This window comes from Blattabacterium cuenoti, from assembly GCF_014252315.1.
GTDB lineage: Bacteria > Bacteroidota > Bacteroidia > Flavobacteriales > Blattabacteriaceae > Blattabacterium > Blattabacterium cuenoti_AI.
Map to the genome: position 1 here is coordinate 298,725 of NZ_CP059216.1, position 23,776 is coordinate 322,500.

Sequence of the window (23,776 nt, forward strand, 5' to 3'; positions counted from 1 at the left end):
ATAAACTGTGTATTATATTAAAACTTATAAAGTTTCAATTATCATTTTTTAATTATTATGAAAAAGAAAAAAATTAAAATGGAAAATACTATCCTTGGATTTTTTTTATTAGGAATAAGTATTTTTTTTATTATAAGTTTTTTTTCATTTTTTTTTCACTGGAAAAATGATCAAAGTCAATTAGAAATTATTCTTGATAAAGAAACAACAGTAGAAAATTTACTAGGAAAAACTGGAGCAATAATATCTCACTGTATGATTTATTGTGGAATAGGAATTAGTGCTATATTTATTCCTATATTTTTATTTATATCAGGATTAAAATTTATAGTTTATAAAAAACTTATAATTAACAATATATATAAATATATGATATATGATTTCATGTTCTTTAGTATATGGATTCCTATAACTTTTTATTTATTTATTACTAATAAAGAAGGAGGATTATATAGTGGAATTTTTGGATTCGAAATTGGAAATTTATTTATTTCATTATTTGGAAGAATAGGTACTTATATTATTATATTTACAAGCATAATTTCATACATTATTATTCTTTTTCAAAGAAAAAAAAAAAAAATAATATACAATAGTGTAATACAGTTATATCCAATTTTTGAATATTTAAAAAAAAAAACTTCAAAAGAAGAATCAAAAAAAATAAAAATATTAAATAATGAATATCCTTTTTATTCAAAAAAACAAATAAATATATCTAATGATACAAACATTATAATAGAAAATAATAAAAAAAAAATTAATCAAATACTTGGTTATTATAAAATCAAAATTATTGATATAAAAGCTACTATTGGGCCTTCAATAACATTATATGAAGTATCTCCCCATATAGGTGTTCGTATATCTAAAATAAAAAATTTAGAAAAAGAAATTGCATTGAATTTATCAGCTACATCTATCCGTATTATAGCTCCTATTCCTGGAAAAGGAACTATAGGGATAGAAATTCCTAATAATAAACGAAATATTGTACATATAAGTGATATTATTTTATCTGAAAAAAAAAATAAAAAAAATTGTAATATGGAAATTCCTATATTATTAGGAAAAACAATTTTTAATGATGATTTTGTAGTAAATTTGATAGAAATGCCTCATATACTTATAGCAGGATCTACCGGTCAAGGTAAATCTGTAGGATTAAATTCTATAATAATTTTTCTATTACATAAAAAAAATCCTAAAGACATCAAATTTATTCTAATTGATCCAAAGAGAGTAGAATTATCTATATATGAAAAAATATCTACATCTTATCTAGCTATGTTGCCTCCTTATAATAATAAAAAGAGTACAGGAATTATAACTGATATGTATCAAGTAAAAAATGTATTAAATTCCTTGTGTAAAGAAATGGATAAAAGATATAAAACCTTGGAAAGGTATAAAGCAAGAAATATAAAAGAATACAACGAATATATTAAAAATAAAAAAATAAATTTTCCTTATATAATATTAATTATAGATGAATTTGCAGATTTATGTATTTCATCAAAACATAATAAGAAAGAAACAAAACTTATAGAAAAATATTTAATACGATTATCCCAACTTTCCAGAGCAGTAGGTATACATTTGATTATAGCTACACAAAGACCATCAGTTGATGTCATTACTGGATTAATAAAAGCTAATTTTCCTGCAAGAATTGCTTTTAAAGTAAGTTCAAAAGTTGATTCTATAACTATATTAGATTGTTCTGGAGCTGAAAAATTAATAGGAAAAGGAGATTTACTATTTTATAATAAAAATGAATTAATTCGTTTACAATGTCCATTTATAAATTTATCAGATATTAAAAAAATTGTTAATTATTATGGAAATAAATCCTGTAAAGAAAATAAGTATTTTCTTCCGTATCCAACAAAAGATTTGGAAATATAAAAACATTAAAATTATAAAAAAATTAGATATGTATCTAATTTTTTCATTCATATTTACTTTTATAGGAATTTTTTCTTTAACATTTATTATATTTTTAATTCAATTTTTTTGTAGTCAATTAGATAAATTAACTGGAAAAGAAATTAGTGTATTATTAATAATAAAATATATATTTTATATTGGTGTATCTGTTATACCATTAATATTTCCTATATCTATATTATTTACTTCTATTATAACGTTTGGAGAATTATCATATAACGGAGAATTAATAGTTATAAAATCTTCAGGAATATCATTATTTAGAATATTAACTCCAGTTATTAGTATTATAATTATTTTTTCCATTGGAATTTATTTTTTTTCTGATTTTATTGTGCCAAAAGCAGAAAAAAAAGCAAAAGAATTTGGATATCAAATTATATCTGCATCGTCATATTTAAGAAAAGGAATATTTACAAATATTATTCCAAATTTGTTTATTAAAACAGATAAAAAATTGAAAAATAATACGTTTTGTAATATTATTATATATTTTAATGACTACGAAAATTTAACTACAAGTATAATATATTCTGAAAAAGGAAAAATAATTTCATATCGAGAAAATAAATTTTTAAATATAAAATTAACTAACGGTTATATTTATAATTATAACATTGATTCATTTAATAAAAAAAATATTCAGTATTACCGTTTAATACATTTCAATTCTATGATACAAAACTTTAAGCTTCCTTATTTTTTTTATAGTAAAAATAAGGAATTATATAATGAATATGATTTTATATCATATCAAATGAAAGATTTGATAAAAAAAATAGATTTTTTGAAAAAAGAAAAAACTTATAATTTTTTAATATACAAAATTAAATTTGAAATACAAAAAAGAATAACGTTTCCAATAACATGTATAATTATGTTTTTTATAGGATCTTCATTAGGATCTATTATTAGAAAGGGGGATATTGGTTATCCAATTATAGTAGCATTAATAATATTTATTGTTTATTATATATTACTTATTGTAACTCAAAACAAAGTAGAAAAAAAAGAAATATCCCCATGTATTGGAGCTTGGATTCCAAACTTAGTTTTTCTACCGTTTAGTGTATGGATAACTTATAAATCTACAATTGATGATTATTATTATTACTATTGAAAAAATCAATAGATTGATTTATGATTATTATTAATCCAAATAAAAATTTAGATTATATTGAAGAAGCTATAAATGATATAAAAAATGGAAAAATTATTATTATAATAGATAATAAAAATCGTGAAAATGAAGGTGATTTTATAGTATCAGCTGAAAAAATTACTACAAAAATCGTTAATTTTTTTATTACTCACGGAAGAGGATTAGTTTGCGTTTCATTAACAGGAGATAAATGCGATCAATTAAAACTTAAAATGATGGTAAAAAATAATACAGATCCTAGAAAAACAGCATTTACTGTTTCCGTAGATTTTATAGGATATGGCATGAGTACTGGAATTTCTGCTAGTGATAGAGCAAGAACAATAAACGCATTAATTAATGAAAAAAAACCTGACTTATTTAGTAGACCAGGACATGTTTTTCCACTTCGTGCAAAAAAAGGTGGAGTCTTAGAAAGGCCAGGACATACAGAAGCAGCCATTGATATAACTAAAATGGCTGGATGCAATCCAGGAGGAGTATTAGTAGAAATATTAAATAAAAATGGATCTATGGCTAGATTACCTCAACTTATATCTTTAGCAAATAAATTTAATATTAAAATTATATCCATTAATGATATTATAGAATATAAAAAAAAAATAAAACGGTCTGGACGGGATTCGAACCCGTGACCCCATGCGTGACAGGCATGTATTCTAACCAACTGAACTACCAGACCATAAATTTTATTTATTAATATTAATTATATTATCTAATTTTTTTCTAAGATCTTCTTTAGAAATTATTCCAACATGAACATCCTTTTTTTCTCCATTTTTAAATAGAATAATAGTGGGAATACTTCTAATTTTATATTTTGAAGAAATCTTAGGATTATTATCAACATTTATTTTAAAAAATAACATTTTTGTTTTATATTCATTTATAAATATTTCTTCCAATAATATTGCAAGAGATCTACATGGAGCACACCATGGAGCCCAAAAATCAACTAAAATTGAATCAATTTCTTTAGTAAATATTACCAATTGGTCAAAATTGTTATCGTTAATTTCTTGTAACATAAATACTTATATGTATATATTAAGTTTATCTTTTTGAAACTAAATTAAATATAATACAAATTTACCTTATTTTTATTATATATTCAAAAATGAAAATTCTTAAGTAAACGAATATAAATATCTATTCCATCTATAATTTCAGTGACTAATATATATTCATTTGATGTATGAGAACGAAAACTATCTCCTACACCCATTTTTATTGTAGAAAATGGCATTATACTTTGATCAGAAAGAGTAGGAGATCCATAAATTTTTCTACCAATTGATTTAGCTTTTAACACAATAGGATGTTCTGGATTTATGAATGATGAATTCAAATGATAAGAACGAGGATACACATCTGAATAAATTCTTTTTTTTATTATATCAATTAGTTCTTCATTATTATATAATTCATTAGTTCTAATATCTATAATAAAAGAACATAAATCAGGAATGACATTATGTTGAATTCCACCTTTTATTTGAGTTATATTTAAAGTTGTATCTCCTAATAATTTTGATTTTCTGCTAAAACAAAAATTTTTTAAATATTCAATATCCCTTATTGCTATATAAATAGCATTTAATCCATTATTTCTTGCAGAATGTCCAGTTTTACCCCTAGCAATACAATTTAAAACCATTAACCCTTTTTCTGCAATAGCTACTTGCATTTTAGTTGGTTCTCCTACAATTCCTAAATCTATTTTACCTAGTTCAGGAAGAATAGAAGCTATTCCTGAAGATCCAGATATTTCCTCTTCTGCAGTAATAGATAATATTAATCTATATGGAATTTCTGATAAATTACTTAAATATATAAACGTAGATATCATTGATACAACAGAAGCTCCTGCATCATTACTACCCAATCCTATTAATTTATTACCTTTCTTTATAGGATTAAAAGGATTTGTATTCCAATTTTTTCCTGGCTTTACCGTATCATGATGAGAATTTAATAAAATAGTACGTAAAATACCTGTATTAGAATAATTTAAATTTTCTACCCATATATTATTGAATTTTCTATTCACACGTAATCCGTGTTTTCTTAGATAATTTTCTATCAATATAGATACTTTATTTTCTTGTTTTGATATAGATGGAATATTAATCATTCTTATAAGAAGTTTAATTGCTTCCTCTTTTAAAACGCTTATATCTACTACAGACATAGTCTAGTTTTTTTACTACCATCAGGATTATTTAAATGATTAGGAGATCCTATATATACTTTATATACTCCATTTTTCAATGCAAAAAAAGCGTTTTCTAATTTGGGAATCATACCATTGCATATGGTATGATTTTTTTTCATAATTTTAAATAAATTGAAATCAATTTTATTAATATAAGAACATGGATCAGTAATATCTTTTAATACACCTTTCTTATCGAAACAAAAATGTAATGTAATATTACATTTTTGTTTCGATAAAGCAATAGCTACATTTGAAGCAATTGTATCTGCATTAGTGTTTAAAAGCCCTTTTTCTACATCATAAGTTATAGAACATAATACAGGAGTTATATTATTTTTTAATAAAAATTTTAGAAAGTTCGTATTAATATATTCACTTTTTTTTATATCCCCTACATATCCATAATCAATAATAGAATTATTTTTTTTACGAATAGAAGATTTAATACAAAGTCCATCTGCACCACATAATCCAATTGCATTACATTGATAATATTGTAATAAAGAAACAATGCTTTTGTTAATTAATCCTGCATAAGTCATTATAACTACATCTAAAGTATCTTTATCCGTTATTCTTCTTCCTTGTATTATTTTTTTTGGTATTTGCATTGTTTGTAAAACAGAATCAGCTTTATTCCCTCCACCATGAATTAATATTTTGTATCCTTTTAATTGACAAAAAAAATTTAAAGAATTATTAAGTATTTTTTTATTACTAATTAAATTACCACCTATTTTTATCACATTAATCTTCATAAAGATTGTAAAATTTTTAGAAATATTATTTGTGCAGCATATATTCTATTTTTAGATTGTTCTAATACTATTGAATTTTTACTATTTAATACTGAATCCTCAACTACTATATTTCTTCTTACAGGTAAACAATGCATAAATTTAGCGTTATTAGTTAACTTCATTTTTTCCTGATTTATCATCCATTTAAAATCATGAACTATTATTTTTCCATAATATAAATAACTACTCCAGTTTTTTGCATAAATAAAATCTGCATTTTTAAACGATTCATTTTGATTATTAGAAATTTTAACCCCATGTAAAAATTTTTTATGTAGATCATATCCATTTGGATATGTTATGATAAAATCTAATTCTCTTATTTTTGTTATCCATTGAGAAAAAGAATTAGCAACAGAATGAGGTAACGGGTTAACATGAGGGGCCCAACTTAATACAACTTTACTCTTTTTTTTAAAAAAAGAACTATGTTCTGCAATAGTTATAACATCTGCTAAAGATTGTAAAGGATGTAAAGTAGCACTTTCCAAATTTACCACTGGTACTTTGGAATAGTAAAGTATTTTTTTGAATAAAATTTCTTTATAATCATAATTTTTATCCAATAAATTTGGTAAAGCTCTTACTGCAAGTATATCACAATATATACTCATAACAGAAATAGCTTCTTTAATATGTTCTTGTGTATCTTTCATTATACCTCCATCATGCATTTCAATTTTCCAAGAATCATTTTTAATATCTAAAGTCCATACATTACATCCTAAATTAAAAGCAGCTTTTTGACAACTAATTCTAGTACGTAAAGAAGGATTAAAAAAAACTAAACCAATTGTTCTATTTCGTCCAATATTTTGAAAATTGTATGGATTCTTTTTTAATAAAATAGATTCTTTAATAATGTCATAAACATTAACAACATCTTTTATACTAAAAAAATTCTTCATAATTTTTACATTATTTCATATTCATTCCAAGACTTAATAAAAAGTTGTTTCATAGATGATAAATTACAAAATGCTTTAATAAAAGCTTTAGCTAAACGGGGGTTTGTTAACAATGGTATATTAAAATCTATGGAACTTCTTCTTATAGCATAATCATTATCTAATTCCTTTTTACTGAAATTTTTAGGTATATTTATAACAAGATCTATTTTTCTACTTTTTATTAAGTCGATAGCATTGACTCGTTTTTTTTTATTTGTCCAATAAACTTTTATTGATGGTATTTTATTTTTATATAAAAAATTATTAGTACCTTCTGTTGCAAATAGAATATATTTTTTATCGTGTAATAATTTAAATGCTTCTAAAAGTTCTAATTTAGATTCAATAGGGCCTCCAGATATAAGAATATTCTTTTTAGGAATAGTATATCCAACGGAAAGCATAGATTTCAAAAGTGCTTCATCTAAAGTGTTTCCTAAACATGCTACTTCTCCTGTAGAAGACATATCTACTCCTAGTATAGGATCAGCATCTTGTAAACGAGAAAATGAAAATTGAGAAGCTTTTACCCCAAAAAAATTTGCATTTATAAAAAAATTAGAATTTATTATTTCTTTTTTTTCTCCAAGTATAACTTGTGTCGCAAGATCAATCATATTAAAACGGGAAACTTTAGATACAAATGGAAAACTTCTAGATGCTCTTAAATTACATTCAATAACTTTTAATTCATTATTTTTATACAGAAATTGAATATTAAAAGGTCCAGATATATTAAAATATTTAGATATTTTTTTTGATATATTAATTATTTCTCTAATTGTATATATATAAATATTATAAGGAGGATATATCAAAGTAGCATCTCCTGAATGTATTCCAGCAAATTCTACATGTTCTGATACAGCATAATATAAAATTGTTCCATTTTGAGAAACAGCATCAAATTCAATTTCTTTTGCATTATTTATAAACTCTGTAACAATTAACGGATGTTCTGGTGATACACCCGATATTTCATTCATATATTTAATCAATTCTTCTTTATTATAAATTACATTCATATTTGATCCCGATAAAACATAAGATGGCCTAATTAGGATAGGAAATCCTACCTTTTTTACAAAATTCATAATAGAATCAATATCAGATAATTCTTTCCAATTAGGTTGTTTAACTCCTAATTTATCCATAGCATTAGAAAATTTATATCTATTTTCTACTTTATCTATAGAATCAGGAGAAGTCCCTAAAATTTTTACTTTTCTTTTATGAAGTTTTAAAACTATATTATTAGGAATCTGTCCTCCCATAGAAACAATAGTTCCCTTTGGATTTTCTAATTCAATTATATCTAATATACGTTCTAAAGTTAATTCTTCAAAATACAATCTATCACATATATCGAAATCAGTACTTACTGTTTCTGGATTATAATTAATCATTATTGATCTGTAATATTTGTTGTTTATTGTATGTAATGCATTGACACAACACCAATCAAATTCTACACTACTACCAATTCTATAAACTCCTGAGCCTAAAATTATTACAGATTTTTTGTCTTGTTCATAAGATACATCGTGTTGATTAGCATGATAAGTTAAGTATAAATAATTCGTTTTTGATGGATATTCTGCAGCCAAAGTATCAATTTGTCTAACATAAGGTATTATATCTTTATTTTTTCTATATGTTCTTATTTCTTCTTCTAATTCATTTATGTTTTTATTATGGAAAAATTTTTTATCAATAAATATATTAGCTATTTGCAAATCAGAAAATCCTTTTTTCTTTGCTTTCCATAATAATTCATCGGGTATATCTTTCCAAGTTTCAAAAACTTCTATATCCTTTTTAGTTTTAAAAATTTCATTTAATTGATATAAAAACCATGGATCTATATTTGTCAACCTATTTATTTCTTTAATAGTAAATCCATTTTCTAATGCTTCTTCTATAAATAGAATTCTTTGATCAGTAGGATTTTTAAGAAATTTTTTCAATAATTTACGAGGTAATAATTTTTCTTTTTTGTTTATAAAACCTTGCATTCCTATATCCAACATTCTGATGCCTTTTTGAATTGCTTCTTCAAAAGAACCTCCTATAGACATTATTTCTCCAACACTTTTCATACTGCTTCCAATTTCATTGGATACCCCATAAAATTTGTTTAAATCCCACCTAGGTATTTTACATACAACATAGTCTAAAGCTGGCTCAAAAAAAGCAGTAGTATTTTTAGTAATAGAATTTTTCAATTCATGCAACCCATATCCAATTGATAGTTTCGCTGCAATGAAAGCTAATGGATATCCAGTTGCTTTTGATGCTAAAGCACTTGATCTAGAGAGCCTAGCATTTACTTCAATAACACGATAATCTTCTAAATTAGAGTTCAATGCAAATTGTACATTACATTCTCCAATAATATCAAAATGTTTTGCTATACGTATAGATAATTTTCTTAAAAAGAAATATTCATAATTTGTCAAAGTTTGTGATGGTGCAACTACAATACTTTCTCCTGTATGAATTCCTATAGGATCAACGTTCTCCATATTACATACAGCAATACAATTATCATATTCATCTCTAACAATTTCATATTCAACTTCTTTCCATCCTTCTAAATATTCTTCCACAATTATTTGAGAAGAATAAGAAAAAGATTTTTTAACTAAATATTCTAAATCATTAACATTTTTGGAATATCCACTTCCTAATCCTCCAAGAGTATAAGCGGATCTTATAATAACGGGAAACCCTATTTTTGTAGAATAATATATAGCTTCATCAACAGAATGCGCAACAAAACTATTCGCTGTTTTTATATTAATATTATTTAATTGATTCCTAAATAAATCTCTATCTTCACTTTGAATAATGGATTTAATAGGGGTTCCTAAAATATTTATTTTATTATTATCTATAATTCCATTATGAAAAAGTTGTATTCCGCAATTTAATGCTGTTTGCCCTCCAAAAGACAATAATATTCCATCAGGATTCTCTTTATATATGACACTTTTAATAAAAAATAAAGTCAAAGGAAGAAAATATACTTTGTCCGCAATTCCTTGAGATGTTTGTACAGTAGCAATGTTAGGATTAATCAATATAGTATAAATTCCTTCTTCTTTTAAAGCTTTTAAAGCTTGTGTTCCAGAATAATCAAATTCTCCAGCCTCTCCTATTTTTAAAGCTCCGGATCCTAGTATAAGGACTTTTTCTATTTTTTTCATAATAAATTTATTGGAAAAATTTAATTATTTTTGCCTTTTTTTTATAATTATATCAATAAACATATCAAATAGAAAATCGGTGTCTGTTGGACCACCTGACGCTTCTGGATGAAACTGTACAGAAAAAAATGGTTTATTATTATGAATAATTCCTTCACATGTATTATCGTTGAGATTTTTAAAAAAAACTCTCCATCCTTTTGATAACAAAGAACTATAATCTAAAACATATCCATGATTTTGTGATGTAACAAAACTTTTTCCATTGTCTAAGGACATAACAGGTTGATTATGTCCTCTATGAGCATGTAACAATCTATAAGTAGATCCTCCTGCAGCAATACCCAACAATTGATTTCCCAAACATATTCCAAATATAGGTTTTTCTCTTCGCATAGCTATGCGAATAGACTCTATTGGTTTTTTATATATTGTGGGATTTCCAGGCCCATTAGATAATAGTAATCCATCATATTTTTCTTTGTTGAAATCATAGTTCCATGGAACTCTTATGAGAGTACAATTTCTTTTTAAAAGACATCTTATAATATTATTTTTTAAACCAAAATCTACAAGTATTATTTTATATTCACCATCTCCATATGTAATTTTTTCTTTAATAGAAACTTTACTAGCAAGATTATATTTGCTAGGATCATAAAAAGATATATCATCGTCTATAAATATTTTTCCTAATGCAGATCCACCATTATTTCTAAGTTTTTTTGCAATAGATCTGCAATCTATATTATATAATCCTGGAACTCTATTTTCACATAACCACTCAGATAAAGATTTACTCATACTATAATGATATGGATGATTAGAATAATATGTAACTACAAGTCCAGATACATGAATTTTGTTAGATTCATAAAATTTATGAATTCGTTCTTTTTTAGATAAAGAATTTGGTGGAACTCCATAATTCCCTATCATAGGATAAGTGAAAACTAAAATTTGACTATTATAAGAAGGATCAGTAAGACTTTCCGTATATCCTGTCATAGCTGTATTGAATACAATTTCTCCAGAAGTGGATTTTTGATGGCCAAATGATAGAGCATTATATTTAGTTCCATCTTCCAAAATCAACATTCCTTTTTTCTTTTTTCTTATACTTTTCATTATATACGAATATACGTTAAGGATTTTTTCAATTTGTCTAAAAATAATTCTATATGATATTTATTAATATTTAATGGAGGTAATAATCGTAAAACATACGGATTATTAGATACACCGACAAATACATTCTCCTTATAAATTAAGGTATTTTTCAAATCTTCAACAGGAAAATTAAATTTTAATCCAATCATAAGACCTTTACCTCTTATTTCTACTACATCGGAAATATTATTCTTTATTTCTTTAGATAATATATCACCCATTATTTTTGCATTTTTAATTAATTTTTCATTTCTAATAATTTCTAATACTGCAATTCCTGCTACACAGGATAAATAATTTCCGCCATAAGTAGTTCCTAACATACCAAAATATGGTTTAAATTTAGGATGAATTAATACTCCCCCTATAGGGAATCCATTCCCCATTCCCTTAGCTACAGTAATTAAATCTGGTTTTATTGGATAAAACTGATGGGCAAAAAAAGATCCTGTTCTTCCATAACCACTTTGCACTTCGTCAATAATTAATAATGTATTATATTTTTTACACAATTTACCTAATTTTAAAAAAAAATCATATCCAGGATCTATAATTCCAGATAATCCTTGTAATCCTTCAGTAATTACTGCACAAATATCTTGGTATTCCAGTTCTTTCTCTAAAGAACATAAATCATTATAATCTATAAATATATTATTGTGTTGAGAATCAAAAGGTGATAAAATTTTATAATTATCTGTTATAGAAGCACTACCACTAGTTCTTCCATGAAATGATCCTTTAAATGCTATTATTTTTTTTTTACCTGTATGAATAGATGCTATTTTTATTGCATTTTCATTAGATTCTGTTCCAGAATTACATATAAATAAAGAATAATCTTTATACCCTGAAATTTCTCCTATAATATTTGCTAGTTTTTTTTTTTTGGAAATAATAACACTATTTGAATAAAAAGAAATTTTATTCATTTGATTTTTAATAGATTCTATATAATGTGGATGTGAATGTCCAATAGAAATTACAGCGTGTCCACCATAAAAATCTAAGTATTTTTTTCCATTTGTGTCAAACACGTATACTCCAATACTTTTATTTAATTCTATATCTAGAGTAGAATACACGTTAAATAATTCCATAATATAATATTAAAATTTTTCTAAAATCTGGAAGATTTTAATTTTAAACCACAATCTTCATTTAAATTAAACATAATATTCATATTCTGTATGGCTTGTCCAGACGCACCTTTTAAAAGATTATCCAAAACACTTACAACAATTATTTTATTCTTTTGTTTAGAAATAAACAAAACACATTTATTAGTATTAATTACTTGCTTTACGTCAATGTCAACATCAGAAACATATACAAATGGATGATCTGAATAATATTCTTTATATATATTTTTATTTTCTTTTAAAGATAAATCAGAATAAGTATACATTGTGCTAATTATTCCTCTAGAAAAATTACCTCTATAAGGTACAAAATAAATATCTGTAGATAAATTTTTTTGTATACCGTAAATAACTTTTTTTATTTCTTGCAAATGTTGATGCGTGAATATTTTGTAAGTTGATATATTGTTATTTCTCCAACTAAAATGATTTGTATCACTACATTGTTTTCCAGATCCAGTAGATCCAGTTATAGCACTAATATGAATGGATTTATTTATTAATCTTTTTATAAGTAGTGGTAAAATAGATAAAATAATACATGTAGCAAAACATCCTGGATTAGCTATATTGTTTGATTTTTTTATTAATTTTCTTTGTAATTCAGGCAACCCATAAACAAAATTTCTGTTACGAAATTTATTTTCTAATCTTAGATCTTGACTAAGATCTATAACCTTTATATTATCTGGTATATTAGATAGTTCTTTTCTAGATTGACCATGTCCTGAACAAAGAAATACAATATCAGTTTCTTTATCTAAATATTTTGAAAATTTCATATTATTATTTATATCTCCTAATAAATCTTTATGAGTTAAATGAACTAATTTTCCAAAATTGCTACTACTAACTATTGTATTAATATTAGAATATGGATGATTAACAATCAATCTAATTAATTCTCCAGCAGTATATCCAGTTCCTCCTATGATACTTATTTTGATCATTTTTCTTTTATTTTATCATTTTCTAATATATGGTATATTTTCATTTGATTACTTAATATTTTTATAAACCCTTTAACATCATCAGCTTTCCATCCATAATTTACTTCACCATATTGAGCAATTGTATTAGAAGATTTCATTAAATCATATTTTGAATTTATTCCTACTAAATGAAATCTATAAGGATGTAAAATGATATTTACTGTTCCTGTTAATCTTTCTTGCGTACTTTTTAAAAATTCTTCTATATTACGCATTACTGGATCTAAATATTGAGCTTCATGAATTAACATTCCATACCAATCAGATAATTGTTTTTTCCAATAAAGCTGCCATTTTGTAAGAATATGTTTTTCCAATAAATGATGAGCTTTTATAATAATAATTGCAGCAGATGCTTCAAACGCAACTCTACCTTTAATTCCTAAAATAGTATCACCTATATGAACTCCTCTTCCTATAGCAAATTCAGATGCTATTTTTTCTATTTTCATTATATTATTTACAGCTTTTCCTTTTTCTTTATTAACACTAGATAATTCTCCTTTATAAAATTCTAATTCTAGATTTTCACTATTATTTTTACATAATTTTGTTGGATAAGCATAATCTGGAATATCTTCGTTAGAAGTAAGAGTTTCTTTTCCTCCAATGCTAGTTCCCCAAATTCCTTTATTAACAGAATATTTTAATTCGTCCCAACAAAATGATATTCCTTCATTTTGTAAATATTTAATTTCTTCATTTCTTGAAATGTTCATATCTCTTATGGGTGATAAGATAATTTTATCTGGACAAATAATCTGAAAAATTACATCAAATCTAATTTGATCGTTTCCTGCTCCAGTACTACCATGTGCTATAACTTTAGCTTTAATCATTGTTGAATATTTTGCAATTTTAATTGCTTGGAATATTCTTTCTGACCCTACTGAAACTGGATAAGTATCATTTTTTAATATGTTTCCAAATATTAAATATTTTATGCAATCTTGGTAATATTCTTCTATAGCATTAATAGTTTTATGTGATTTTGATCCAATACTTATAGCTCTATTATGAATTTCATTTAACTCATTTTTTTTAAATCCTCCTGTATTAATTATTACTGTATGTACTTCATAATTTTTTTTTAAAAGATATTTTAGACAAAAAGAAGTATCCAATCCTCCACTATAAGCTAATACAACTTTAGATCTATTATTTATTTTATTATTAGAATAATTATTTTTTTTAGGATCATATAAAAGTCCTGTACATAAACACATTTTTTTATTGTTTCTATTTAAAATATCGAAATTAGTACAACTTCTACATCCTTTCCAAAAATTTTCCGAATTAGTTAATTCATTAAATGATACAGGATTAAATCCTAATTCTGTATTAATTTTAATTACAGTATTATTTGTAGTTATACTAAATATTTTTGAATTAGGAAATTTTTTTCTAGAAAGATTGAATAATTCAATCTTTATAATTTTTGCCAATCCTTGTTTTCTAAATTCAGGAAAAACAATTAATCCAGAATTAACGATAAATTTATTATTTTGAAAAACATCCAAGTAACTAAATCCAGCTAACTTTTTATCGCAAAATGCAATTATTGCATCACCATTAACCATTTTACGTTTAATATATTCTGGATTTTTTTTTGCTATACCAGTTCCTCTAATTTTTGCCGATTCTTGAATTTTTTTACAAATCAAATAAACATATTTCGTATCTTTTTCAGAAGATACTCTAACTTTTATTTTCATTTTAATTACAAAACCGATCTACTCAATTACCACTACCACATACATAATATTTTTCTTTTTTAAGAAAAATTTTTAAATATAATAAATAATAATTCAATAATTTTTACTATAATTTTTACTATTAATTATGCAAATTACGTATAAATGTAATAAAGTTTATTCATAAAATTATTTAAATAAAATAAAAATCTATTTCATTTAATTTTTCTAATTCTCTTAAAAAACCGTAATTAACATTAATTTTATAATTTTTAGATTCAAAATCTAAGTAAATTCCACTTATTTTATCATAAAGCATAATATCTAACGTTTTATCTCCTTTATTTTTAATTAAGACATTTTCTATATTATTAATTAATGATTCATTCAAATCAATTACATTAATTTTTATGATTAGTTTATGAACTAAATTTCTAAAAACATTTTGCAATTTTTCTATATGCAAAATAGTAATTTTATTTTCTTTAAAATATATTTTTTCAATAGAAATACATACAAACAATAAATTATTTTTAATTAATAAATGCTTATACTTTAAATATTTTTTTCCGTACATTTTAAATTCTTTAATAGAATTATAATCTTCTAATAAAAATGATCCATATTCAACATTACTTTTTTTATAAAATCTATTATCTACTTTAGATAAAAGTCCTACAAAAGAATAGTATAATATTTGTTTTTGATTATTAATATCATCATTACATAATATTTTTTTTTCTAATAATTTATTAATTGATATATTAGTAAGATATTTTATTTCATAATAAAATTTATCCAAAGGATGTGAAGAAACATAAGTTCCTAATACATCTTTTTCCTTTGATAATTTATCAATATCATTCCATATATCACATTCTGTTATAACTGGGGCCTCCATTTTTTTATTTTTTGAACCAAATCGTATAATTTTCTCTAAAAAACTTAAATTACTTGATTTATCAACATAAAAATATTGTTCTCTTCTTATATTAAAACTATCCATTGCTCCAGATAAAATTAAACTTTCTAATGTCTTTTTATTAACCACACGTAAATCAATTCTATCTACTAAATTGAATATAGAAGAAAATAATCCATTTTTTTTTCTTTCTTGTATTATTTTTTTTACAGCATTATCTCCTACTCCTTTTATTCCTGTTAGACCAAACCGTATACAATTTTCATTTACTGCTACAAAATTATATTCGCTATTATTAATGTCCGGTTTTTCTATAAATAATTTCATTCTTCTACATTCTTTAATCAAATATGTAATTTGTTTAATATTATTCATATTATTGCTTAATACAGAGGCCATATATTCACAAGGAAAATGTGCTTTTAAATAAGCAGTTTTAAAAGCAATGTAAGCATAACATGTTGCATGAGATTTATTAAATGCATAACATGCAAAATATTCCCAATCTTTCCATATTTTTTTTATAATATTTTTATCATATCCACGTTGTATAGATCTATTGATAAACTGATTTTTCATTGTATCAAGAACATTTCTTTGTTTTTTACCAATAGCTTTTCGAAGAAAATCAGCTTCACCTTTACTAAATCCAGCTAACATTTGAGAAATTAACATAACTTGTTCTTGATATACAGTTATTCCATATGTTTCTTTTAATAATTTTTTCATTTCTGGAAAATCATAAGTAATATCTTCTTTTCCATGTTTTCTATCAATAAAATTAGGTATATATTGCATAGGACCTGGTCTATATAAAGCGTTCATTGCTATTAAATCATCAAATTTATCTGGTTTTAATTTTTTTAAATATTTTTGCATACCTAATGATTCATATTGAAATATAGCTGAAGTTTCTCCACGTTGAAAAAGTTTATAAGTTTTTTTATCATCTAATGGAAATAGAATATCTTTTATTATTTTTCTACTTTTAAGAATATTTATGGTACTTCTAATTATACTAAGTGTTTTTAATCCTAAAAAATCCATTTTTAATAATCCAGCATTTTCTACTATATTATTATCAAATTGAGTTATTAAGAATGAAGATTCTTTTGATATAGAAACTGGAATAATATCATCTATATTACATGGACTTATGATAAGACCACAAGCATGAACTCCTGTACTTCTTATAGTTCCTTCTAAAATCTTTGCTTGTATTAATACTTTATTTAATACATTATTTGTATCAAAAGCTATTCTTTTTATTATATTTATATTGTTTGTATTTATTGAATATTTTTTTTCTATATTATTATTTAGTATTTCATTAAGAGTTAAATTATTAGGAATCATTTTTGCTATACGATTTATATCTTCTAAAGGAATATCTAAAACTCTTCCCACATCTCTAATTGATGATTTTGCTCCCATAGTAGAATATGTAATAATTTGTGCAACTTTTTTTTTACCATATTTTTCTGATACCCATTCTATAATTTTTTCACGACCCTTATCATCAAAATCAATGTCTATATCTGGCAACGATATTCTATCAGGATTTAAAAATCTTTCAAAAAGTAAATTATATTTAATAGGATCAATGTTAGTTATTCCCAAACAATAAGCAACAACAGATCCTGCTGATGATCCTCTTCCAGGCCCTACTGCTATTTCCATTTTTTTTGCTTGAGATATAATATCTTGAATTATTAAAAAATAACCAGGATATCCAATTTTTTCTATCGTTTTCAACTCAAAAGAAATTCTTTTATTAATTTTTTCTGTAATAATTTTATAACGTTTTTTTGCTCCTTCATAAGTTAATTTTGACAAAAATTGATTTTCTATTTTAGTATTTTTATCTTTTGAATATTGTTTATTTTTAATTTCTACAGAATTAAATTCTGGAAGCAAAATTTTTCTAGAAATATTATAATGTTCTATTTTAGATATTAATTCTTCTAATGATTCGAATGATTCTGGAAGATCTAAAAATATTTTTTTCATTTCTTCCACATTTTTAAAATAATATTCGTTATTTGGAAATCCAAATCTAAATCCTCTTCCTTTTCCTATAGGAGTTGATTGTTTACTATTATTTTTTATACAAAGAAGAATATCATGAGCGTTAGCATTACTTTTATCTAAATAAAATACATTATTTTGTGCAATAAATTTTACTTTATGTTTTTTAGAAAATTTAAGTAATATATCATTTACATAGTTTTCCTCATCTATTTCATGACGTAATAATTCAATATAAAAATCATCTTTAAAAAGATTTTTCCACCATAAAAAAGTTTTCTCTGCTATTTTTTCTCCATAATTAAGAATGTTATATGGTATTTCTGAATTTAAATCTCCAGTAAGTGCTATCAAATCATTTTTATAATTTTCTATTATATTTTTTCCTATTCTAGGAATTCCAGAATAAAATCCATGTGTAAATCCAATAGAACAAATTTTTATTAAATTTCTATATCCTTTTTTATTTTTTGATAAAAGCACTTGTGTATATCTTTTATCTGGATCCTCTTTAGTAAACTTTTTTCGTAAAAAATTATCTGAAATAAAAAATTCACATCCTACGATTCCTTTAATTTTTTTTTTAGGTAAAGACTTATTTACAAAATGAATATTATTAAGAAAATAATATGATCCCATCATATTACCATAATCTGTTATTCCTACAGCAGGCATATTAAATTCAATTGCTTTTTCAATAAGATTTTTTACACTTATAGTAGAATTTAAAATAGAAAAGTGAGTATGATTATGAATATGAGAATAAGAATATTTAAAATTTTTCCATTTGTTACTATGAAATAATGAATTTTGTTCTTTTTTATGATATAAATCTTTATAAATTATTTTTTTTTCTCTAAAAGAAACTATAGATTTTGGAATTACATGAAAAAATTTTTTCCTAAATAATAATAAATTTTTTTCTATATCTTTATCAGATATTATATCTATTCTTAATAATTCAAGAAAACAACGAGCTGTAGCTTTTACGTCATTTTCTGCATCATGTTTATTAGGAATATTTTCTGAAAATAATTTAAAATATAATTCAGATAATGTAGGCCACTTAAATTTTCTTCTGTTACCAGGTAATTTACAATAATTAACGGAAAATAATTTAGTGTCTAAAATTTTTTTGTTTTTAAGATCAATTTTTATTTTTCTTATACAAAATTCATTTTTAATTATTTTCAAATCAAATTCTAAATTATGACCTATGATATAATTATATTTTTCAATAGTTTTTTTAAACTTTTTTAAAACAAAATCTAAACTAGATCCATATTTTTCTGCTATATTATTAGTTATACCATGAATTTTAAAAGAATTAAATGGAATATCGTAATTATCAGGTTTCAAAATAAAATTTTCAAATTCTATCAGATTACCTAAATAATCATGAATTTGCCATGATAATTGTACCAACCTCGGTTGTTTAATATTCACACCTATATAATTATTATAAAAACCATGTATTCCTGTTGTTTCCGTGTCAATAATTAGATACATTTTTCCTAAAGAAAAAAATTGATTAAAAGAAGTTAACGAAAAATTATTAGTTTTGTAATGCTTTTTTTACAAAAAAAATTCATCATATAAAAGAAAAAAATAATTTTCAGATTAAATAGATTTATATAAAATAAAATACTTTTTTTTGTTAAAAAAAATTGTATAAAGAAAGACTTAACAAAAATTAAAAAATATTATGCCTTATAAAACTAAAAAAACTAACTCTCAAATTAATGATAAAAAATTATTAAATAATAAATTTGACTGGGAAAAATATGAAATGCATCTATATAATAAAACTTCACAAAAAGAAAGAAAAAAACTTGAAGAAATATACACAAAAACCTTACCTAAAGTAAAAGAATTAGAAATTTATAAAGGAATAATAACCAATATAACAAATAAAAATATTTTAGTTGATTTTGGATTTAAAGCAGAAGGAATTTTGCCTATGAGCGAATTTAGAGAAAATTTATCTATTAAAATAGGTTCTAAAATAGAAATAATGGTTCTAAAAATAGATTATAAGGGACAATGTATTCTTTCGTATCAAAAAGCAAAAATGCTGAGAAATTGGCAAAAAATTAACAAAGTTTATGAACAATCTGAAATTGTTCTTGGATATGTATCAGCAAGAACAAAAGGAGGATTGATTGTAGAAGTATTTGGGATAGAATGTTTTTTACCTGGATCACATATAAATGTAAAACCAGTTAAAGACTATGATAATTATGTTGGAAAAACAATGGAAATAAAAGTTGTTAAGATTAATAAAAAGACAAAAAATGTAGTTGTTTCTCATAAAATATTGATAGAAAGAGACATTGAAGAGCAAAAAAAAGAAATGATATCAAAATTAGATAAAGGACAAGTTTTAGAAGGAAAAATAAAAAATATATTACCATATGGTGCATTTGTAGATTTAGGTGGTGTAGATGCTTTATTACATATAACTGATATGAGTTGGCCTCATATTAATCATCCAACGGAAATAGTTCAATTAGAACAAGAATTAAAATTTGTTATTCTTAGTGTAGATAAAGAAAAAAATAGAGTACAATTAGGATTAAAACAGTTACAGCCTCATCCATGGGATTCATTAGATCCAAAATTAAAAGTTGGCAGTAAAATAAATGGTAAAGTTAGTGTATTAGCTGATTATGGCGCATTTATAGAAATATTACCTGGCGTAGAAGCTTTATTACATATTAGTGAAATGTCTTGGTATACAGATTTATCTTCTCCAAAAGATTTTGTGCAAATAGGAGATGAATTAGAAGCTTTAATTTTAACAATAGATCGTAAAGATAGAAAAATGTCTTTGAGTGTTAAACGATTAACTAAAGATCCTTGGGTTGATATAGATAAAAAGTATGTTGTTGGATCAAAACATATTGGTATTATTAAAAAATTTACAAATTTTGGATTATTTGTGGAATTAGAAAATGGTATATCAGGAATTCTTTATACAAATGATTTATCTTGGACTAAAAAGATAAAACATCCTTCTGATTTTTGTAAAATTAATGATAAAATAGAAGTTGTAGTTATTTCTGTAGATTCTACAGGAAGAAAATTAAATTTAGGACATAAACAATTAACAGAAAATCCATGGAACAAGTATGAAAAAATATACACAATTGGAAGTATTCATGAAGGAATTATTTGTAATTCTTTTGAAAAAGGAGCAACAGTTAAATTTACAGATAATAACATTTTAGAAGGATTTGTTCCTTTACGTTTTTTAGAAAAAAAAGATGGTAGTATGTTAAAAAATAGAGATAAAGCTGATTTTAAAATTATTGAATTTAATAAGGATACAAGAAGAATTATGATTTCTCATACATCTATTTACCGTGATAAAATACAAAAGAAAAAAGAAAAACGTATTAAAAGTAGAAAATTTGAAAGATCTACTCTTGGAGATATAGAAGGATTAGTTAAACTTAAAGAACAAATGGAAAGAGAAAAAAAAGAAGAAGAGAGAAAGAAAAAAAATAAATTAAATAATAAATAGTTTTTAATAAAAAAATGGAAACACATTCTATTGCAGAAAAAGAAGGATGGAAAGTTGGAAAAGATTTTCCTATTTGGGCAAATAATGAATTATATTTGAATACAATTAAAGGTGGATATTTATTAGATGGAGAAACTCCGTTTGGAGCTTATAAAAGATTAGCTAAAAATGCAGCAAGAATTTTAAAAAAACCTAAAATAGAAAAAAATTTTTTTGATATTTTTTGGAAAGGATGGTTAATACCATCTACACCAGTAATGGTAAATCTTGGAACTGAAAAGGGATTACCTATTAGTTGTTTTTCAGGAAGAATTGGCGATAGTATGTATGAAATATACAGAAAAAATTTAGAAATGGCTATTTTGAGTAAACATGGAGGAGGAACTTCATATGATTTTAGTTTAATAAGACCTATAGGTAGTTGTATAAAAAAAGGAATTTTAGGAAAATCTGATGGAATTATTCCTTTTATTAAATCATATGATAGTACAATTATCGCTAGTAAACAGGGAAAAACTAGAAGAGGAGCTGTTGCTATTTATTTAAATATAGAACATTCAGAATATACAGATTTTTTAAAAATTAGAGAACCTAAAGGAGATATTAATCGTCAATGTCATAACATTCATCAAGGGGTAATAATATCTGATTCTTTTATGGAAAATGTTTTGAATAAAAATGGAAAACATAGAATAATGTGGATAAACACGTTAAAGGAACGTGTTAAAACTGGAGAACCTTATATTTTTTTTAAGGATAATGCTAATAAAAATATTCCTGAAAATTGGAAAAAACATGGATTAAAAATACATCATAGTAATCTTTGTTCAGAAATTATGTTACCTACAGATGAAAATCATACTCTTGTTTGTTGTTTATCTTCTTTAAATTTAGAAAAATTTATAGAGTGGAAAAATACTAATACTGTTTTTTATTCTATTTTATTTTTGGATGCTGCTTTACAAGAATTTATAGATAAAGGTAAAAATATAAAAGGAATAGAAGATGCAGTTAGATTTGCAGAAAAAAGTAGAGCGCTAGGATTAGGAGCTTTGGGATGGCATTCTTATTTACAATCTAATATGATACCTTTTACCTCATTAAAGGCAAAATTTTTAACACATAAAATATTTAAAAATATATATTTTAAATCAATAGAAGCAACTAAATATTTGGCAAAAGAATATGGAGAATCATATTGGAACATAGGAACTGGAAGACGTAATTTAACATTAATGGCTATAGCTCCAAATAGAAGTTCAGCAAAATTAGCTGGTGGATTATCACAAGGAATAGAACCATTAGCTGCTAATATATATGTAGATGATGATGCAAAAGGCATGTATATTAGAAAAAATCCATATCTAGAAAAGATTTTTATAGAAAAAGGATGTAATAATTCTAAAGTTTGGGAAAAAATAGCCAAGGAAAAAGGATCTTGTCTCAATTTAACTTTTCTTAACGAAAGACAAAAAAATGTATTTAGATGTTTTAAAGAAATTGATCAATTAGAATTAATAAAACAAGCTAGCATAAGACAAAAATATATTGATCAAGGACAAAGTATTAATTTGTCTTTTCATCAAAATGCTCTTGCAAAAGATATTAATAAAATTCATGTTAAAGCTTGGAAAATAGGATTGAAAAGTCTTTATTATTATAGAAGTGAGAGTATTCTTCGTGCTGATATTAAAAATTAAATCAATAAAAAATAAAATAACATAGGCAACGACTTACTCTCCCAGAAAATCTAGTACCATCAGCGCTAATGTTTTTCACTTCTCTGTTCGAAATGGTAAGAGGTGGGTCAACATTGCTATAATCACCTAATGTTATTTTTTTGAAAAAAACATAATAATACAAATAAGGGATCAGTAAAAAAAGCTTACGGGTAATTAGTACTACTCAGCTATGACATTACTGTCTTTACACTTGTAGCCTATCAACGTTGTAATCTTCAACGACCCTTCTTATAAAAAATATAAAAGAAGCCTAATCTTATGGTGAGCTTCG

Annotated in this window: 15 protein-coding genes, 1 tRNA gene and 1 rRNA gene; 5 read left to right on the forward strand and 12 right to left on the reverse strand. The window is 23.9% G+C overall.

Features of this window, described 5'->3' with window-relative positions:
- Positions 1 to 78 precede the first annotated feature (78 nt).
- Genes H0H39_RS01445 through ribB form a run of 3 tightly spaced genes read left to right on the forward strand, consistent with a single transcriptional unit; the run spans position 79 to position 3,747 of the window.
- A complete protein-coding gene (locus H0H39_RS01445) occupies positions 79 to 1,908 on the forward strand; it encodes a DNA translocase FtsK 4TM domain-containing protein (protein WP_238785628.1) in 1,830 nt (609 codons plus the stop codon).
- Complete coding sequence (locus tag H0H39_RS01450) at positions 1,841 to 3,070, forward strand: LptF/LptG family permease (protein ID WP_185877140.1); 1,230 nt, start codon at positions 1,841 to 1,843, stop codon at positions 3,068 to 3,070. The genes H0H39_RS01445 and H0H39_RS01450 overlap by 68 nt, the downstream gene beginning before the upstream one ends.
- 20 nt (positions 3,071 to 3,090) lie before the next feature.
- Positions 3,091 to 3,747, forward strand: coding sequence for a 3,4-dihydroxy-2-butanone-4-phosphate synthase (ribB, locus tag H0H39_RS01455; RefSeq protein WP_185877141.1), 657 nt, complete (start codon positions 3,091 to 3,093; stop codon positions 3,745 to 3,747).
- Here ribB and H0H39_RS01460 read toward each other — a convergent pair.
- The 11 genes from H0H39_RS01460 to dnaE form a co-directional block, all read right to left on the reverse strand.
- A tRNA-Asp gene (locus tag H0H39_RS01460) sits at positions 3,721 to 3,794 on the reverse strand. The two genes, ribB and H0H39_RS01460, sit on opposite strands and share 27 nt — an antisense overlap.
- A 7-nt stretch (positions 3,795 to 3,801) precedes the next feature.
- Entirely contained in the window at positions 3,802 to 4,140 is a 339-nt protein-coding gene (gene trxA / locus H0H39_RS01465) for a thioredoxin (protein WP_185877142.1), read from the reverse strand.
- A gap of 83 nt (positions 4,141 to 4,223) precedes the next feature.
- A complete protein-coding gene (locus H0H39_RS01470) occupies positions 4,224 to 5,303 on the reverse strand; it encodes a M20 family metallo-hydrolase (protein WP_185877143.1) in 1,080 nt (359 codons plus the stop codon).
- Entirely contained in the window at positions 5,294 to 6,088 is a 795-nt protein-coding gene (gene argB, locus H0H39_RS01475) for an acetylglutamate kinase (protein ID WP_185877144.1), read from the reverse strand. The genes H0H39_RS01470 and argB overlap by 10 nt, the downstream gene beginning before the upstream one ends.
- Positions 6,085 to 7,038, reverse strand: a complete 954-nt coding sequence (locus tag H0H39_RS01480) for a Rossmann-fold NAD(P)-binding domain-containing protein (RefSeq protein ID WP_185877145.1) — start codon at positions 7,036 to 7,038, stop codon at positions 6,085 to 6,087. The genes argB and H0H39_RS01480 overlap by 4 nt, the downstream gene beginning before the upstream one ends.
- Positions 7,039 to 7,043: 5 nt before the next feature.
- Positions 7,044 to 10,289: a carbamoyl-phosphate synthase (glutamine-hydrolyzing) large subunit gene (carB, locus tag H0H39_RS01485; RefSeq protein WP_185877146.1), complete on the reverse strand. Its 3,246-nt coding sequence runs from the start codon at positions 10,287 to 10,289 to the stop codon at positions 7,044 to 7,046.
- 24 nt (positions 10,290 to 10,313) lie between these two features.
- Positions 10,314 to 11,417 (reverse strand): glutamine-hydrolyzing carbamoyl-phosphate synthase small subunit, encoded by a 1,104-nt coding sequence (gene carA, locus H0H39_RS01490; protein ID WP_185877147.1) that lies wholly within the window; start codon positions 11,415 to 11,417, stop codon positions 10,314 to 10,316.
- Positions 11,417 to 12,559, reverse strand: a complete 1,143-nt coding sequence (locus H0H39_RS01495; RefSeq protein WP_185877148.1) for an aspartate aminotransferase family protein — start codon at positions 12,557 to 12,559, stop codon at positions 11,417 to 11,419. Before H0H39_RS01495 ends, carA begins: the two co-directional genes overlap by 1 nt.
- A 20-nt stretch (positions 12,560 to 12,579) precedes the next feature.
- Positions 12,580 to 13,551, reverse strand: coding sequence for an N-acetyl-gamma-glutamyl-phosphate reductase (gene argC / locus H0H39_RS01500; protein ID WP_185877149.1), 972 nt, complete (start codon positions 13,549 to 13,551; stop codon positions 12,580 to 12,582).
- Positions 13,548 to 15,308 carry an argininosuccinate synthase domain-containing protein gene (locus H0H39_RS01505; protein WP_185877150.1) on the reverse strand — a complete coding sequence of 587 codons (1,761 nt, stop codon included), beginning with the start codon at positions 15,306 to 15,308 and terminating at the stop codon, positions 13,548 to 13,550. Before H0H39_RS01505 ends, argC begins: the two co-directional genes overlap by 4 nt.
- A 172-nt stretch (positions 15,309 to 15,480) precedes the next feature.
- Positions 15,481 to 19,746: a DNA polymerase III subunit alpha gene (dnaE, locus tag H0H39_RS01510; protein WP_185877151.1), complete on the reverse strand. Its 4,266-nt coding sequence runs from the start codon at positions 19,744 to 19,746 to the stop codon at positions 15,481 to 15,483.
- Between the two features lie 196 nt (positions 19,747 to 19,942).
- Between dnaE and rpsA the strand changes: the two genes are divergently transcribed.
- Positions 19,943 to 21,763: a 30S ribosomal protein S1 gene (gene rpsA, locus H0H39_RS01515; protein ID WP_185877152.1), complete on the forward strand. Its 1,821-nt coding sequence runs from the start codon at positions 19,943 to 19,945 to the stop codon at positions 21,761 to 21,763.
- A 14-nt stretch (positions 21,764 to 21,777) separates the two neighbouring features.
- On the forward strand, positions 21,778 to 23,463 hold the full coding sequence (locus tag H0H39_RS01520; protein ID WP_185877153.1) for a ribonucleoside-diphosphate reductase subunit alpha: 1,686 nt from the start codon (positions 21,778 to 21,780) through the stop codon (positions 23,461 to 23,463).
- A gap of 20 nt (positions 23,464 to 23,483) precedes the next feature.
- On the opposite strand, the gene rrf is transcribed toward H0H39_RS01520, so the two are convergent.
- Positions 23,484 to 23,593, reverse strand: a 5S ribosomal RNA gene (rrf, locus tag H0H39_RS01525).
- Positions 23,594 to 23,776: the final 183 nt, after the last annotated feature.

Excerpts from the sequence above, each read along its gene's own strand:
- H0H39_RS01445 (WP_238785628.1), top strand. The coding sequence starts at position 79 with ATGGAAAATACTATCCTTGGATTTTTTTTATTAGGAATAAGTATTTTT.
- H0H39_RS01450 (WP_185877140.1), top strand. The coding sequence starts at position 1,841 with ATGGAAATAAATCCTGTAAAGAAAATAAGTATTTTCTTCCGTATCCAA.
- ribB (WP_185877141.1), top strand. The coding sequence starts at position 3,091 with ATGATTATTATTAATCCAAATAAAAATTTAGATTATATTGAAGAAGCT.
- trxA (WP_185877142.1), bottom strand. The coding sequence starts at position 4,140 with ATGTTACAAGAAATTAACGATAACAATTTTGACCAATTGGTAATATTT.
- H0H39_RS01470 (WP_185877143.1), bottom strand. The coding sequence starts at position 5,303 with ATGTCTGTAGTAGATATAAGCGTTTTAAAAGAGGAAGCAATTAAACTT.
- argB (WP_185877144.1), bottom strand. The coding sequence starts at position 6,088 with ATGAAGATTAATGTGATAAAAATAGGTGGTAATTTAATTAGTAATAAA.
- H0H39_RS01480 (WP_185877145.1), bottom strand. The coding sequence starts at position 7,038 with ATGAAGAATTTTTTTAGTATAAAAGATGTTGTTAATGTTTATGACATT.
- carB (WP_185877146.1), bottom strand. The coding sequence starts at position 10,289 with ATGAAAAAAATAGAAAAAGTCCTTATACTAGGATCCGGAGCTTTAAAA.
- carA (WP_185877147.1), bottom strand. The coding sequence starts at position 11,417 with ATGAAAAGTATAAGAAAAAAGAAAAAAGGAATGTTGATTTTGGAAGAT.
- H0H39_RS01495 (WP_185877148.1), bottom strand. The coding sequence starts at position 12,559 with ATGGAATTATTTAACGTGTATTCTACTCTAGATATAGAATTAAATAAA.
- argC (WP_185877149.1), bottom strand. The coding sequence starts at position 13,551 with ATGATCAAAATAAGTATCATAGGAGGAACTGGATATACTGCTGGAGAA.
- H0H39_RS01505 (WP_185877150.1), bottom strand. The coding sequence starts at position 15,308 with ATGAAAATAAAAGTTAGAGTATCTTCTGAAAAAGATACGAAATATGTT.
- dnaE (WP_185877151.1), bottom strand. The coding sequence starts at position 19,746 with ATGTATCTAATTATTGACACGGAAACAACAGGAATACATGGTTTTTAT.
- rpsA (WP_185877152.1), top strand. The coding sequence starts at position 19,943 with ATGCCTTATAAAACTAAAAAAACTAACTCTCAAATTAATGATAAAAAA.
- H0H39_RS01520 (WP_185877153.1), top strand. The coding sequence starts at position 21,778 with ATGGAAACACATTCTATTGCAGAAAAAGAAGGATGGAAAGTTGGAAAA.